General features: G+C 37.5%; 12 protein-coding genes and 1 pseudogene. 11 read left to right on the top strand and 2 right to left on the bottom strand.

Annotated elements, in window-relative coordinates; translation table 11 throughout:
- Positions 1-203 precede the first annotated feature (203 nt).
- The 5 genes from HMPREF0877_RS07185 to HMPREF0877_RS07165 all read left to right on the top strand — a co-directional run bounded on the left by HMPREF0877_RS07185 (position 204) and on the right by HMPREF0877_RS07165 (position 6,481).
- Positions 204-1,727 carry an AMP-binding protein gene (locus HMPREF0877_RS07185; RefSeq protein WP_002828652.1) on the top strand — a complete coding sequence of 508 codons (1,524 nt, stop codon included), beginning with the start codon at positions 204-206 and terminating at the stop codon, positions 1,725-1,727.
- Between the two features lie 120 nt (positions 1,728-1,847).
- A complete protein-coding gene (locus HMPREF0877_RS07180) occupies positions 1,848-2,939 on the top strand; it encodes an Ldh family oxidoreductase (protein WP_002828651.1) in 1,092 nt (363 codons plus the stop codon).
- 13 nt (positions 2,940-2,952) lie between these two features.
- Positions 2,953-3,897, top strand: coding sequence for a phosphoglycerate dehydrogenase (locus HMPREF0877_RS07175; RefSeq protein ID WP_040760961.1), 945 nt, complete (start codon positions 2,953-2,955; stop codon positions 3,895-3,897).
- A gap of 106 nt (positions 3,898-4,003) precedes the next feature.
- Positions 4,004-4,918: a magnesium transporter CorA family protein gene (locus HMPREF0877_RS07170; protein WP_002828649.1), complete on the top strand. Its 915-nt coding sequence runs from the start codon at positions 4,004-4,006 to the stop codon at positions 4,916-4,918.
- A 429-nt stretch (positions 4,919-5,347) separates the two neighbouring features.
- The gene (locus HMPREF0877_RS07165) at positions 5,348-6,481 is read left to right on the top strand and encodes a 5-methyltetrahydropteroyltriglutamate--homocysteine S-methyltransferase (RefSeq protein WP_002828648.1); all 1,134 of its coding nucleotides are present in this window, start codon (positions 5,348-5,350) and stop codon (positions 6,479-6,481) included.
- Positions 6,482-6,568: 87 nt separating this feature from the next.
- Here HMPREF0877_RS07165 and adhP read toward each other — a convergent pair whose 3' ends face one another.
- Positions 6,569-7,585 carry an alcohol dehydrogenase AdhP gene (gene adhP / locus HMPREF0877_RS07160; protein WP_002828647.1) on the bottom strand — a complete coding sequence of 339 codons (1,017 nt, stop codon included), beginning with the start codon at positions 7,583-7,585 and terminating at the stop codon, positions 6,569-6,571.
- A 270-nt stretch (positions 7,586-7,855) separates the two neighbouring features.
- Between adhP and HMPREF0877_RS07155 the strand changes: the two genes are divergently transcribed.
- The 4 genes and pseudogenes from HMPREF0877_RS07155 (at position 7,856) to HMPREF0877_RS07140 (ending at position 11,608) form a co-directional block, all read left to right on the top strand.
- Positions 7,856-9,634 carry an oleate hydratase gene (locus HMPREF0877_RS07155; protein WP_002828645.1) on the top strand — a complete coding sequence of 593 codons (1,779 nt, stop codon included), beginning with the start codon at positions 7,856-7,858 and terminating at the stop codon, positions 9,632-9,634.
- Positions 9,635-9,764: 130 nt separating this feature from the next.
- Positions 9,765-10,409, top strand: coding sequence for a hypothetical protein (locus HMPREF0877_RS07150; protein WP_002828643.1), 645 nt, complete (start codon positions 9,765-9,767; stop codon positions 10,407-10,409).
- Positions 10,410-10,435: 26 nt separating this feature from the next.
- A complete protein-coding gene (locus HMPREF0877_RS07145; RefSeq protein ID WP_002828641.1) occupies positions 10,436-11,116 on the top strand; it encodes a hypothetical protein in 681 nt (226 codons plus the stop codon).
- Positions 11,117-11,143: 27 nt separating this feature from the next.
- A pseudogene (locus tag HMPREF0877_RS07140) lies at positions 11,144-11,608 on the top strand (ASCH domain-containing protein).
- Between the two features lie 114 nt (positions 11,609-11,722).
- Here the strand turns inward: HMPREF0877_RS07140 and HMPREF0877_RS07135 are convergent.
- Positions 11,723-12,763 carry an AI-2E family transporter gene (locus HMPREF0877_RS07135; RefSeq protein ID WP_002828637.1) on the bottom strand — a complete coding sequence of 347 codons (1,041 nt, stop codon included), beginning with the start codon at positions 12,761-12,763 and terminating at the stop codon, positions 11,723-11,725.
- 410 nt (positions 12,764-13,173) lie between these two features.
- Here HMPREF0877_RS07135 and HMPREF0877_RS07130 point away from each other — a divergent pair, with 410 nt between their 5' ends.
- Together HMPREF0877_RS07130 and HMPREF0877_RS07125 are read left to right on the top strand one after the other, a co-directional pair.
- Positions 13,174-14,277, top strand: coding sequence for a BMP family lipoprotein (locus HMPREF0877_RS07130; RefSeq protein WP_002828636.1), 1,104 nt, complete (start codon positions 13,174-13,176; stop codon positions 14,275-14,277).
- A gap of 316 nt (positions 14,278-14,593) precedes the next feature.
- Positions 14,594-15,673, top strand: coding sequence for a BMP family lipoprotein (locus HMPREF0877_RS07125; protein WP_002828635.1), 1,080 nt, complete (start codon positions 14,594-14,596; stop codon positions 15,671-15,673).
- Positions 15,674-15,696: the final 23 nt, after the last annotated feature.

Here is a 15,696-nt window from a genome sequence, read left to right as displayed (position 1 = left end):
AATATGAATTGACCAAGACCTGTTTCTGATATGCAATTGGAAGCAGGTCTTTTTTTATTTGCTCATGAAAGATGAGAATTTTTTCATAATATTCAATTTAACCTTAAGAGTAAAGCTTTCTTTGGGGTTTGTTTGCTACACTTTTCCCAAAAGTTAGTTTTTAATTGGTTATTTACACCAAATTACGGAGGAAACGATTGAAGATGACAACACTTACAAAACAATTAGCTGAGCAATTACAGATACATAAAGAGGATGACCTGATTAAAGACTTACAACTTGATCAGTGGTTTACTGGTCAACAATTAGCGGATGATGTGGCGACGTTACACGACTTTTTTCAAGAAATTGGCCTTATGAACCAGGATCTAGCGCTGGTCTGTTTGGATAATTCAGCAGTATATCCAGTATTAACCCAAGCATTTTGGCAACTTGGGGTTGTCGAACATCCAGTCGCAGCAACGACACCAATTGCCCAACTTTTGACAGAATTTAATGAACATACCTATGCTGTGATCGTTGTTAAACAAGAATTAGCAGATCAATTGACTGATCAAGTACCTTTACAAAAACAAATCGTTAAGTTAAATACAAGCCAAAAATTAACCATATTCATTAATACTGAATTGTTATCAAAACGTCCAAATGATACAGGAACTTCACCTAACGAGGAAGATCTTGGACTAATTTTAAATACGTCTGGTACGACTGGTAAGCCCAAGCGAGTTGGCTTAACCCATCGTATTTTAAATAATGCAGCGCATCATAATATTGATTCTCATAAAATGACATCAGCAGACACAACTTTGATTACGATGCCAATGTTTCATATTAATGCGCAAGTCATTTCAACATTATCAACACGACTTTCGGGTGGAAAAATTGTGATTGCGACCAAATTTAGTGCTAGTCATTTTTGGCAACAAATTAGTGAAAATCATGTGACCTGGACGTCAGTTGTACCAACGATAATTTCAATTTTGCTAATCAATGATCAAGCAAATCATATTTATTCAGAATTAAAAGCGCACATTCACCTTCGGTTTGTTAGAAGTTCATCATTTGCTTTACCAGAAAGCAAGTTTATTGCTTTTCAAGATCGCTTTCATACAAAGATTTTAGAGGGTTATGGTATGACAGAGACATCAAGTCAAAGTACACTGAATCCAATTAATGCGCAGAAAATTGGCTCAGCAGGTAAACCAGTTGGTACTGATGTTGCTATTTTGATTGATGGTAAATATGAAACAAGAGGGACCGCAATTGGGGAAATTGTTGTGCGCGGTGACCATGTTATTTCAGATTATGTGGATCCACAACCAAATGCATTTCATGATGATTGGTTTTTAACAGGAGACTTAGGATACTTTGATGAAGATGGCTACCTTTTTGTTAAGGGACGTAGTAAAGATATGATTAATCGCGGTGGTGAAAAAGTTGCGCCAGCCGGTGTACAAAGTATTCTTTCACAACTAGATTTTATTGAGGAAATTGTTATTCTAGGAATGCCAGATGACCTGTATGGTGAGGCCGTAACTGCAGTGGTGAAACCCAAAAATTCATTGCTTGATGAAGCAACGATGATAGCGCAATTACAGGATTATGCCAACGAAAATCTCGCAAAATTCGAGCGTCCGACACAGATTTATTTTGTGCAAGATTTTCCACGTAATCCGACAGGTAAAATTTTGCGTCCACAACTGAAAAAACAACTTCTCAGTATCTAGCAAAATGAAAGATGAAAGGAATACGAAAAAATTCGATATTTAATGTAAAATATATGGTTGATATTGATTTAGACGAAGGAAATGTCTTAATTTAACATCATTGAAAGCCAGGTAGTCAAGATGACAAACAGATATGATAGTCAAAAAATGAATGCTTTAGTAAATAAAATTTATCAAGCATACGGATTTTCAAAAGAAAATAGTCAAAAAATAGCAGATGCCTTAATTTACACGGATTTACATGGCATCACTTCACATGGGGTACAACGCCTTGCTTTATATGATCGTTTTATACAAAATGGCAAAATAAGAATAGACAGTCATCCTGAAATTGAAAAAGAAACTGATGTTAGTGCGGTTATAGATGCCAATTTTGGGTCGGGACAATTGAATGGCATGTATAGTATGGGAGTGGCAATAGAAAAGGCCAAAGCACATGGTGTTGGTATTGTGACAACCAAACGTTCCGGTCATTATGGCATTGCAGGTTACTATGCTAATTTGGCTGCTGAACAAGGCTTGATTGGGATGTCATCATGTAATTCAAGACCAGGTATGATACCAACAAATGCTAAAAAAGCTTTTATTGGTACAAATCCAATTGCATTTGCGATGCCGGCAAAGCCACATAATTTTATTTTTGATGCCGCAACGACGGTTGTGCCACAAGGTAAGATTGAAGTTTATCGAAAACAAGAAAAAGACTTACCTGCCTTATGGGTTGCTAAGGAGGGGAATCAACCTGTCTATGATCATACAGATACAGCAACCTTGGATTCATTACGCGATCCAGAGGCAAACGTTGGCATTGCACCACTTGGCGGCATAACTGAAGAGACTGGTGGTCACAAAGGTTATGGCTTGGGGATTATGGTTGAGGTTTTCACATCTATTTTATCTTTGGGAAACACGTCTGCTGAAATTTCAGCATCGGATGTAGAAACCGGTCCATGTCAAAGTTTTATTGCCATTGATCCAGCTATCTTTGGTGATTCAGAAAAAATCATTGATAAGTTCTCACGGTATCTAGAGGATTTACGGCAATTAACAGCTGTTCCCGGAAAAGAAGTCTATGTACATGGCGATAAAGAGCAATTAGCATATCAAGATCGTAAGAAAAACGGGATTGAGATCGATGATAAAACAATCATGGAAATAAAGGCAATTGCTGATCGCTTGCATGTTGACACACAGCCTTATTTCGTATCATAAGGGGGCAATGATAATGGCAGATAAGGTAATCATTCCTAAAATTTCAGATGAATTAACTGATCACTATTTATCTAAAAAAGGATATGAAGTGATAACTATTGATAACCCTGGACAGAAGGACATTTTAAATCTAGCTCCTGATGCTGCAGCAGTAATGATGGTCAGTAAAAAAATTTCAAATGATATTTATCGGCAAATGCCCAATCTAAAAATTCTTGCACGAAGAGGTGTCGGGTACGATAATATCGATGTTGATTTTGCAGCCAAGCAGGGCGTTTGGGTTACGAACACACCAGGCGCGAATGCACATAGTGTCGCTGAAATGGCACTTATGAATATGCTGCAATTACGACGACAATTTCGGTTAGTTGATAAACTGACCCGCGATGATCAATGGGCAGGTGCGTACCAATTACTGGGTCAAGATTTAACAGCGGCGACTATTGGCATTGTGGGTTATGGACATGTTGGACAGGAGTTAGCGCGTTTGTTAACTGCATTAGGAGTGAAGGTGATCATTTATGATCGCAAACAAAAATCGTCACCATATGGCAAGTTTGTTAGTTGGCAAAAAATGTTTGAAACGGCTGATATTATTAGCTTACACTTAGCAGCTGTGCCAGAAACGCGACACATTGTTGGTGATAGAGAATTTCAGTGGATGAAACCTGAATCTGCAATGATCAATTTAGCACGTGGACAAATTATTGATGAACAGTCATTAATTTGGGCCTTGCAAAATAAACAAATTGCCGGTGCGGCACTGGATGTTTTTCAACAAGAACCAATTGACAAAACCAACCCACTTTTGAAGATGGATAATGTGATAGTGACACCGCATATTGGTGCGAACACACAACAAGCAAATCAAAAAATGGCAATGATTGCTGCTAAAATGATTGATACAGTATTGCGTGGGGCAGCACCTAAATATGCAGTAAACAACCCAATTATATAAGACTGCGAATTACGCATCGGAAGACTTGTACGCCCTTTGTTGCATGCGCTCTTTATGATAACTGTTATAATGAGAGCATGAAATAATCAGAAGGGGACCAATGTGTATGTACCAAGAACGTCCTGTTTTAAATGGGTTACATTGGGTTAGTGTTGTTGATCCAACACATGAGGATGTGCAAAAACTACGAAACAAGTTTGACCTAACATATAGATTTCAATCATACGTGCAGGATCCTAGAGAAAGATCACGCTTTGATTATAACGAACAGACAGAAGTTGGTATGCTGATTTGGCAGGTTATCATTAGAGATGAATCGGCAAGAACTTATCATGTTGTGCCAGTCAGTTTTATTGTGACGGCGGATACCTTGATTTCGGCTGTTCCGAAGCGTGCCCAACATGTTAACGAGGAACTGCAAGATTTATTCACGAAAAAAAGTAAACAGCAACAAAGTGTCATCACCATTTTGCTACGGTTGTTGTGGCGCTTAAATGACCAATATATGGATCAAGTGGATGATATTAATGTTATGCGCGAAAAGTTGGCAAATTATCGTAAAAATCCAACAAATAAGCAAATTGAAGCGCTAGCGTCGCTTAGCAATCAACTTGTTCACTTAACAACAGCAACAGATAATAATGTGATGGCAATCAAACAAATGAAGTTAAGTGGTGATGCTGATTCAGATGAACTTTCCTTAGACAAACGTGAACGTGATTTGGTTGCGGATGTTGAAATTGAAACCAATCAAAGTCAACAGATTACACAGGACACAGCAGACTTGGTTGAACGGTTGTCTAATACTTATAATAATATTTTGAATAACTCGTTAAATGATACAATGCGTTTCCTAACCGTTTGGTCACTTATTTTGGCTGTGCCACCAATTATTTCAGGATTTTATGGTATGAATATGCATCTACCACTAGCCGTAGGAACTTGGGCTTGGGTGGGAACTTTGGTGATGACAGCAGTGCTAATTTTTGCGGTAGTATGGTTAGTGTACAAGCGAAAATAAAATTTTAATTTTACTGTTGACAATATAAGGCGTTTATCCTATTATTTAGATAAATTAATTAGTTTTTGCTGAGAAAAGATGAGTAATTGATTAGCGACTTTTAACAGAGAACCACATGAGCTGAAACGTGGTAAGGAAGCGTCGATGAAGATGGTCTTGGAGTGCAAACAAACAGTGAGTTTATTAAACGTATATTAGCTGTTTGCGGGTCCGCCCGTTATTGCGGGAGGATATAGCTAGTAGCAGTGTATCTGGACGAGGATATTATGTTAATCGCATAATATTGAATATGGGTGGTACCACGTGAACAATTAACATCACGTCCCTAGAAAACAAGGCAATTCTTGTTTTCTAGGGACTTTTTTAATGCATTAACAAATTAATCAAAACTCAGTTTATTTGTATTTAGCAGAAAGAGGGATTTTAATTATGGCTACACTAACAGCAACGAAATTACATTATGATATTGTCGGGAGTTTTTTACGTCCTAACGCAATCAAGCAAGCGCGTGCCGACTTTGCGGCAAAAAAGATTGATCAAGAACAGTTAACAACAGGTGAAGATGAAGCTATCCGTGACTTAGTTGCCAAGGAAATTGATGCTGGTTTGAAGATTGTGACTGATGGTGAATTTAGACGTAGTTATTGGCATTTAGACACTTTTTGGGGTTTTTCTGGAATTGCTCATACCTATGCTGATCATGGCTACTTATTCCATGATGAAGAAACCAGGAATGATTCTGCTCAGGTTGTTGGTAAAATCGCCTTTGATCCAGAGCACAATGATTTAAAAGCTTTTAAGTTTTTAAATGAGCTAGTTCAAGACCAGCCAGGTATTATTGCTCGTCAGAGTATTCCATCACCAGCGCAATTTTATGCTGAGTTAGTACGTGGCGTTGAGAATGAAGAGGCATTGCATAAGTATTATCCTGACCATGCTGAGTTGGTTCATGATATCGGTCAAGCCTATCATGACTTGATTTTGGCATTATACGATGCCGGATGTCGTGATGTGAAGCTCGATGATTGTACTTGGGGGATGGTTGTTGATAGTGATTTTTGGCAAGAAATGACTAATGGTGAATTTGATCGTGATGCATTACAGGATACTTACTTAGAGTTGAACAATGCCGCAATTGAAGATTTGCCAGAAGATTTGCGTATTAGCACCCATATTTGTCGTGGTAATTATCATTCAACATGGGCAGCTAAGGGTGGTTATGCACCAGTTGCCGGCCATTTGTTTGCGCAAGAAAAAGTTGATGCGTTCTACCTAGAATTTGATGATGAACGTTCAGGTGATTTTGCACCACTAGCAGAAGTACCAGCGGGTACACAGGTAGTCTTGGGACTTGTCACAAGTAAACGACCAGAACTTGAGCAAAAGGAAACGTTGATTAAGCGAATTAATGAAGCAACACAGTATGTACCGCTAGAGAATTTGTCATTGAGTACACAGTGCGGCTTTGCTTCAACTGAAGAAGGTAATCAGTTGACAGAACAACAACAATGGGACAAAATCCGTTTGGTTGTTGATACAGCACAAGAAGTCTGGGGTGATTAATGCATTGGACATTTTAAATAGATAGCAGAAGGCCGGGACGTTTTCGTCTCGGCCTTCTGCTGTTATAGATAGAAATAAATTAGTTAATTAGTGTGTGAAATCAATAACCATACGACCAACAATTTGATTGTTCTTCATTTCATCAATGATGTCATTAATTTCAGATAGCTTACGGGTGTGGACAATTGGCTTCACACGATGTTCAGCACCAAATTGGAATGTTTCCGCTAAATCTTGACGAGTACCAACTAGTGATCCAGCAACTTTAATACCATCTAGCACTGTCTTTGAAATGTTCAATCCCATATCTCCCTTAGGTAAGGCGATAGCGACTAACGTACCATCAGGACGCAATGCATTAACGGCTGTTGTAAATGAATCTGGACTAACCGCTGTGATGATGGCACTGTGAACACCACCAACTTTATCTTGCAAAAGTTGTGAGGCATCTTCGTTACGAGAATTAATCGTTAAATCAGCCCCTAATTCCTTAGTAGCGGCTAGTTTTGCATCATCAATATCTACCGCAGCAACATGCGCACCAAAAACATTATGGGCATACTGTACCGCTAAATTACCTAAACCACCGGTACCAACAACTTCAACCCATTGACCGGGTTTTAGATCACCAGTCTTAAGACCTTTATAGACAGTTACACCAGCACAGGTCAATGAAGTTGCTTCGATTGGATCAAGACCTTCAGGAACCTTAACTGCATAGTCTGCTGGAACGATGCATTCTTCAGCCATGGCACCATCAACATTAAACCCTGAATTTTCTACATTTCGACAAAGGGTTTCACGGCCAGTTGTACAATACTCACAATGACCACATCCTTTGTAGAACCAAGCAATTGATACCCGATCACCAATTTTTAGGCTCGTTACACCGTCAGCAATCTTGGTCACTTTTCCAACACCTTCGTGACCAATAATGCGACCTGGTACTTTACCAAAATCACCAGCAGCGACATGTAAATCTGTGTGACATAAACCACAATATTCCATTTTTACAAGTGCTTCACCATATTTCAAATCCCGTAGTTGGACATCTTTAATATCAACATATCCATCACAATTATCTCTGACAACGGCTGCTTTCATAGTAATTTCCCCCAAATTATTTATTGATATTTAAACACTTAAAGCATATCAAAAAAGGTGAAAAAGGTAAAGTGAAAATAATCACAAATAAACGCAAAAATACTACTTGTTTTATTTAACAATGTGTTAAACAAATTCATCATTTCTGTATAGTGTAATTTTAATTAAATATGTGTATTCTAGGGGTAAGGAGTACGGATTAGGTAGTATTTCTTAGAGATTTTGATTTGAAAAACCATGGTTTATTGCATTGAAGAGGGGGAATAATTTATGAATTACAGTAGTGGTAATTTTGAAGCATTTGCACACCCACGAAAGCCAGCTGGTGTTGATCAAAAATCGGCTTACATTGTCGGTGGTGGTCTAGCAGGCTTAGCCGCAGCAGTATTCTTGGTTCGTGATGGCCAGATGCCAGGAAAGCAAGTTCATATTTTAGAAGAATTGTCTGTACCTGGGGGTTCGTTAGATGGTACTGAGCGACCAAATATTGGATTGGTCACACGTGGTGGCCGCGAAATGGAAAATCATTTTGAAACGATGTGGGATATGTATCGTTCAATTCCATCATTAGAGATTCCCGGGGCATCATATTTAGATGAATTTTATTGGTTAGATAAAGATGATCCAAATTCCTCAAACACCCGTTTAATTTATAAACGAGGACAGCGTGTGCCAACTGACGGTCAGTATACCTTAGATGAAAAGTCAGTTGAACTCATCAAGTTAATCATGACACCAGAATCAAAACTTGGGCGCACGACAATTGAAGAATTTTTCTCACCTGAATTTTTTGAGAGTAATTTCTGGATGTATTGGGCAACGATGTTCGCCTTCGAAAAATGGCATTCAGCCATTGAAATGCGCCGTTACACGATGCGTTTTATTCATCATATCGATGGGTTACCTGATTTTAAAGCATTGAAATTTAACCGATACAATCAATATGATTCAATGGTTTTGCCAATCATTAAGTATCTTGAAGGGTTTGGGGTTGATTTTCAGTATAATACGACAGTCGACAATATTGATGTTGATATTAATGAGGATGATCATACGAAAACGGCACGTAAGTTATTCATGCATGTGGATGGTGAACAAAGGGAACAGCAATTAACACCGAATGATTTAATATTTGTGACAAATGGGTCGATTACTGAGAGTTCCACATATGGTTCTCATTATGAAGCAGCACCAGTTACCAATGAATTAGGTGGCAGTTGGACACTTTGGAATAATCTTGCCGAACAATCAGAAGAATTTGGTCATCCAGCAGTATTTTATGACAATTTACCAGAAAAAAGCTGGCATGTGGCAGCAACAGTAACGATTAAGAATAGTGAGCTGGAACCTTACATTGAGCGTTTAACGAATCGTGATTTACATGATCATAAAGTCAATACGGGTGGTATTGTAACGATTACAGACTCTAATTGGCTGATGAGCTTTGCAGTTCATCGACAACCACATTTTAAACAACAGACTGAAAATGAAGTTGTCGTTTGGCTATATGCTTTGTATTCTGACACAAAGGGAAACTTTGTTGATAAGACAGTTGTTGAAAGTACTGGTGAAGAAATTACACAAGAGTGGTTATATCACTTGGGTGTACCAGAAACAAAAATTAAAGCATTGGCAAAGCAGGAGAATATTAATACAGTTCCAGTTTATATGCCGTTTATTACATCATACTTTATGCCGAGAGTTGCTGGTGATCGACCAGCAGTTGTACCGGATGGATCAGTGAATTTGGCGTTTATTGGTAATTTTGCTGAATCACCAACACGTGATACAGTCTTTACAACGGAGTATTCAATTCGAACAGCGATGGAATCCGTATATACGTTATTAAATGTTGAACGGGCAGTGCCAGAGGTGTTTAATTCAGTTTATGATATTCGAACACTATTGCGTGCGGTTTACTATATGAATGATAAAAAGAAGCTAACTGATATTGATTTGCATATACCAAAGTTAGTTCAAAAAACAGCATTGCATAAAATTGATGATACCTGGGTAGCAGAGTTGTTGAAAGAAGCTGGGTTGCTTTAATCGGATATTGAAAGAACGTTAGAAAATGAAGTTGGGACCAACGAATAGGTTCCAACTTTTTATTTTAAGCTTTGTTTATAGAATAATGTGAAAGCGCTATAATAGGCAACAAGAAGATAAGGAGGATTTTATGAGTCAAAAAAGTCATCAGGGACATGATTTTAAATACTTGTTTAATTTGCTCTTTGCATTGTCACAACTAGTGAATATATTTTTTAGTTTAGCGTTTGCGGAAGGATTTTCAGAAGTACTTGGGATGGCCTCTGAAACAGACTATGGCAATCCAACTGCTGGTCCAGTGGCATTATTTTTCCCCGTCTATTTATTATGGCGCGGCTTTAACTATAAAATCATTCACTGGTTTGGTTATCATGCCAAGGCCGATTTAAATTATCAATATGTGCCACCTACTTTGCTAGGTGGTGGATTAGCGATTGTTCTGCCGGATTTTAGGAAAATGTCACCGAAGTATAAGGCAAGATACCAACAACGCAGTAAATTGTTTCAAACAATTTTTTATTTAGGCTTTGTTGCTTGGACATGGGCAGTCTGTTATTATGGTGTGAAAATTTGTTACGCAATTACTGAATTTATTGGGATAACCAACTCTTCAAGTGCAGCAAGTATGGGTATTACAATTGTGGTAATGATGTTTGCCGAATGGAAATTAACGCAATTATATTATAAAGTCTTTCCGAAAGTTTTTAAGCTCGATGTGATTATGACTGAACATAGTCAGCCAGTCGTAGGGCTCAGAAAAAAAGAATCAGAGTAGTTGTGGGTATTGTTTGAGGAGTGTGTATGGCTAAGAGAAAAAACAAGGGCAAGAGTTGGGGTGTTTTTTTCATTACGATGGGGTTTATTGTGCTTCAGTTATTGAATATTTTCTTTAGTATGGCGTATTCCGAAGCTTTTTATGTTGCTTTTACAGGTAAATCAACCATCAATACGAATGTTAACTTTGAAGGAATGCCTGAACCCGGATCAGTTGCACTATTCTTTCCGCTATATACCTTAATGCGAACGTTTGGTTACAAAGTATGTCACTGGTTAGGGTATCATGCGGATGCAGAACTAGACAGTACCTTAGTGCCACCAACATTATTTGAAGGTGGGATAGCGTTTGTTATACCAGTTTTCGAAAAAACATCGGTACGGTATAAGCAAAAATTTAACCAAAGAAGTCGCTTCTTTCAAATTGTATTTTACCTAGGATTCGCATTGTATACTTGGGCAATTTGTTATTTTGGCATGCAAATAAGTTACTTTATTTTTAAACAAAAGCCATATATGCCAGGAATAATTCCATTCTTTGTAACGGCGATGGCACTCATGGGCCTAGAGTGGTCGTTAACGCGTCTTTATTACAAAAAATTCCCAAAACTTTTTAAGTTAGATGTCCTAATGATTGAGCATGGGCAACCAGTATTAGGTCATTTTACTGCTAATCAAAAAGTACAAATGAAAATGAAACATCACTAATAAGAACCATAACTAGGAGATTTTAAAATGCAAAATACAGAGATTGAAACTTACTGGCAAGAATTTTGCCGGGTTAGTCATTTAGACCCATCAACACCTTATTCAGCTTGGGCATACGGATATACTGTTGAACTAGCTAATGAATTAGCAGAACTAACTGTTACAGGCGTAAAAACGGCAACAACTTCAGCTGCTGAACTTTATGAATTGGGTGAACCTAAGCCTTATGTTGGCGAATATAATATTATTTTAAACGGTGATGAACAACCTGTTTGTATTACACAAACAACCGTTGTAGAAACGATCCCCTATAATTTGGTGTCGGCAGAACACGCCTACCATGAAGGTGAGGGTGATCGCTCGTTAAGTTATTGACGTGAGGTTCATGAAAAGTTTTTCAAGTCCGAATATGCACAGATGGGTAAGCAATTCCATGAAAAAATACCTTGCGTTTGTGAAGTATTCAAAGTTGTTTATGACGGTGCTAATTAGCAGAATAGGAATAAAGAAAAAAGACGTTGATCTGCAATATCAGTCAACGTCTTTTTATAATTAAAAAATTTAGCAGTAATAATAAACCTGTAAGTTTTATAGCATAAACGATTTTTATCTTGTATTCTCTTCTAACGAATGTTTCGAGATTGAGGCTTCTTGAACGCCGAGAAGGTTGAGAATAAAGGCGACAATTGGCACGCCGATAATTAGTCCCCAAGCGCCCAAGAGGTGTTCCATCACGATAATAGTTGCAAAGGTTAGAAAAATTGGTAGTTCAGTACGCGTGGCCATTAATCTTGGATGCAAGAAGTATGACTCAAAGAGATGAATAACGGCTACTAAAATCCAAACTTCAATCATACCAGTCCAACCAAGCGCTGCAAACGAAATCACACTTAGCGGAATTAATGATAGTAGCACACCAGCAATTGGAATCAAACCAAGAATAAATATTAGCAAGGCCATGACCAAAATGCTTGGGACCTTTAAGAAACTCAGACCAATCACCATTAGTATTGTATTAATAAAGGCGATAATCATCTGGACCTCAATGACACTTCCCAAGATTAAAACAAAGGTGCTGGTTAGATCATAGACATTCGTAAAGAATTTTGGATAATTTGAGTGGATGAACTGTGTACCGAAAATTCGTAATCTTTGCCATGAAATAGCAAAGATGAAGCTAAGAAAAATTGATAATAAAACTTTAGAAAGAACACTACCAATGACGTTGAGTGTATCCCAACCACTTTCAAGGAGGCTTTTCCAGTTTTTGGTAATTTCATTTAACAAATCAAGATTTTGATAAGTATCATTTAGATATTTCTTAATATCAGGGGAATTTTTGACGACCTTCATAACTTCGTCAGGGATAACGGCAAATTGTTTAACTAAGGTTGGTACGATAAACGTAAAAGCCATAACAAAAATAATGATACTAACAATAAAGAAGATTAACACTGAAAAACCATAAGGAATTTTCGTCCAACGGTTAATTTTACTTGCGATTTTGACAGCCAAATAGCTAAAAATGGTTGTTAATAAGACAATACTGATTAAATCACGAATGATATACAAAACGATCAAAATGAAAATTAAAGCAATTAATTTCTGGACATCACTTCGTTTAAATATTTCTTTAAAATTTGCCACACACACTCCCTCGCTTACTCTTCTTATAAGGATTGCCTTAATTATAGAACTAATTTAATTATAGGCATAGTTATTTTAAAAAGGATAATCGGAATATTAATTGCTTTGTAAAAATATCAGTCACTGAAACAATCGTAATTAAAGATATTATGATTCGTTGATTTGTTTAGTAACATAGTGTTAGGTTGCGCAATTGCTAATGAATGGCCGTATAAGTTGTGAATTAATTGTAAAAATTGTTCGTTTATAAAGTGAAAAAGCCTTATAAACAAGGGGTTTACAGTGTTTGAAGATTTAAATAACGAAAAAATCGCTTGAAAAAATGTTGGGGTTAACCGTATAATTTGAAGGGTGATAAATTAAAAAATAACAGAATGTTACCTCTAAACGGTTAAGAAAGTGGGCAAAGTATGGTTTCACGTCGATTAAAAATAATAGGTGGTGTCGCAGCAGTCGTTGTTATTGGTGGCGTTGCGTATGGTACATTAAGTTCTTCAAACTCTTCTGCTAAGAAGAATTATACGGTAGCAATGGTAACGGACGTTGGTGGTATTGATGATAAATCATTTAATCAATCAGCATGGGAAGGATTACAGGCATGGGGCAAGGAGCATGATTTAAAAAAGGGTAGTGATGGCTATAATTACTTACAATCTAAATCACAGGCAGATTTCTCGCCTAACTTCCAACAAGCAGTGCAAGGTAAATATGATTTGATTGCTGGTATTGGTTACTCTTTGCATAATGCAACTGTGTCATCAGCTAAAAAGAATCCAAAGACGGACTATGTTTTAGTTGATGACATTGATCAAAAGAAAACTAAGAATGTTGTTTCGGTCATGTTTCGTTCTGAACAGTCTTCATATCTAGCTGGTGTTGCTGCAGCTACTAAAGCAAAAGCCTTGCATCAAAGTACCGTGGGATTTGTTGGTGGTATGCACAGTAATATTATTGATGCGTTTGAAGCTGGGTACACTGCAGGTGTAAAATCCGTCGATAAAAATCTGGCCGTTGATGTGCAATATGCTAATTCATTTGGTGACGCCGCCAAAGGGCAAACGATTACTGATGCGATGATGGCTAAGGGTGAAAAGGTTATTTTCCAGGCGGCTGGCGCAACTGGTAATGGTGTCTTTACGGCTGCAAAAGATAATAACCAGGACTTGATGGCAAATTCAAAGGATAAGGTATGGGTCATTGGGGTTGACATGGATCAATCTAATATGGGAAATTACCAAACAAAGGATGGTAAAAAAGATAATTTCACTTTGACTTCATCAATCACTGGTGTCGGACGTGGTCTACACCTTATTGCGAATAAAGCAATGAAGAATCAGTTCCCAGGAGGGAAAATTGTTGCTTATGGACTAAAAGAAGGTGGTGTTTCTGTTCCGACAAAGAACTTAAATAGTGATGAGAAAAAAGCCGTCTTGAAGGCGAAGAAGGCAATTATTAAAGGTGATATTAAAGTACCAGCCCATCCAGCTAACTCAAAGTTCAAGCAGACGTTCTAAATATTGTTACTTAATTGTAACTTAAAAAAATAACGAATAGTCACAGAAAAATATTATCGAGTAATGGTCTTTAAAACGTTTTATAACAAATGTTTTAAAGACCATTTTATGTATTGTTCGTATTTAAAACAAAATCAGTATTAAAAAGTACGTAAAACGTTTTACTTAATTTTTAGGTTTTGTTAGTTTGTATATTGCAAATAATGTGGCTAAAGGCTATACTATTCAAGGAAATTAGCGAGCTAAACAATGTTAACCTGATGTTAACTAATCAGTATTTGTCGTTTAGAAGAACGAAAATTAAGGAGAACGGAACATGGTTTCACGTCGTAATTTGGTTATTGGGGGCGTTGCTGTTATCATCGTCGCTGGTGTAGGTGTCACATTGGTTCAAAATAAGCACACAAGTACCAATAAGAAAGATTTTTCAGTTGCGATGATCACTGATGTTGGTGGTGTCGATGACCGATCATTTAACCAATCTGCCTGGAAAGGCGTGACGGATTGGGGAAAATCACATCACTTACAGAAGGGGAAGAATGGTTACGATTATTTTGCCTCTAAAACTAATGCAGACTTTGCCCCAAACTTTCAACAAGGTGTTTCAGCGAATTATGATTTGTTAATTGGCGTTGGTTATGCAACCAATGATGCTTTAGTCGAGTCAGCCGAAAAAAATAAAAACACAAAATATGTTTTGATTGATGATCAGGCCAAAAAGCCGTTGAAAAATGTCGCATCAATGATGTTTAAACAACATGAAGCTTCTTACTTAGCGGGTGTTGCCGCAGCAACCAAGGCTCAAGAATTGGGTGACAAGAAGGTTGGTTTCATTGGTGGTATGAGTTCAGCAACTATTAAAGCCTTTCAGGCAGGCTATATCGCAGGTGTTAAATCTGTTGATCCCAATATCACAGTTGACTCGCAATTTATCGAGTCATTTACGGATACTGCAAAATCAAAGACAATTGCTGATGCCATGTATACATCTGGATCACATATTATTTTCCAAGCTGCGGGTCCTGCCGGTAATGCTGTCTTTACGTCTGCTAAGGATATTGATACAAAGTTAACGGCTACTGATAAGCAAAAAGCTTGGGTAATTGGTGTTGACATGGATCAAAAATCGCAGGGGGCTTACAAAACTAAAGATGATAAAGCATCAAATCTAACGTTGGCTTCAGCAGTCAAAAAGATTCCAAGTTCTGTCGTTAAACTTGCTAACCAAGCGATGAAGGGGCATTTTCCTGGTGGTAAAACTGTGACGTTTGGTTTGAATAATGGTGGTGTTGGACTAACAACTGACAATCTGGATAGTAAAGAAAAGCAAGCTGTTCAAAAGGCGCAGGATGCTGTGAAGTCTGGGGATGTCACAGTGCCAAGTAAAATGAAGTAAAAAAATAAGTGTTAATGTTTGGG

Source organism: Weissella paramesenteroides ATCC 33313, assembly GCF_000160575.1.
Taxonomy (GTDB): Bacteria; Bacillota; Bacilli; order Lactobacillales; family Lactobacillaceae; genus Weissella; species Weissella paramesenteroides.
The sequence above is the reverse complement of the archived record's forward strand: the minus strand, read 5'-3'. Positions and strand labels throughout refer to the sequence as shown.

Coding starts and splice junctions, on each gene's coding strand:
- HMPREF0877_RS07185 (WP_002828652.1), top strand. CDS start 204: ATGACAACACTTACAAAACAATTAGCTGAGCAATTACAGATACATAAA.
- HMPREF0877_RS07180 (WP_002828651.1), top strand. CDS start 1,848: ATGACAAACAGATATGATAGTCAAAAAATGAATGCTTTAGTAAATAAA.
- HMPREF0877_RS07175 (WP_040760961.1), top strand. CDS start 2,953: ATGGCAGATAAGGTAATCATTCCTAAAATTTCAGATGAATTAACTGAT.
- HMPREF0877_RS07170 (WP_002828649.1), top strand. CDS start 4,004: ATGTACCAAGAACGTCCTGTTTTAAATGGGTTACATTGGGTTAGTGTT.
- HMPREF0877_RS07165 (WP_002828648.1), top strand. CDS start 5,348: ATGGCTACACTAACAGCAACGAAATTACATTATGATATTGTCGGGAGT.
- adhP (WP_002828647.1), bottom strand. CDS start 7,585: ATGAAAGCAGCCGTTGTCAGAGATAATTGTGATGGATATGTTGATATT.
- HMPREF0877_RS07155 (WP_002828645.1), top strand. CDS start 7,856: ATGAATTACAGTAGTGGTAATTTTGAAGCATTTGCACACCCACGAAAG.
- HMPREF0877_RS07150 (WP_002828643.1), top strand. CDS start 9,765: ATGAGTCAAAAAAGTCATCAGGGACATGATTTTAAATACTTGTTTAAT.
- HMPREF0877_RS07145 (WP_002828641.1), top strand. CDS start 10,436: ATGGCTAAGAGAAAAAACAAGGGCAAGAGTTGGGGTGTTTTTTTCATT.
- HMPREF0877_RS07130 (WP_002828636.1), top strand. CDS start 13,174: ATGGTTTCACGTCGATTAAAAATAATAGGTGGTGTCGCAGCAGTCGTT.
- HMPREF0877_RS07125 (WP_002828635.1), top strand. CDS start 14,594: ATGGTTTCACGTCGTAATTTGGTTATTGGGGGCGTTGCTGTTATCATC.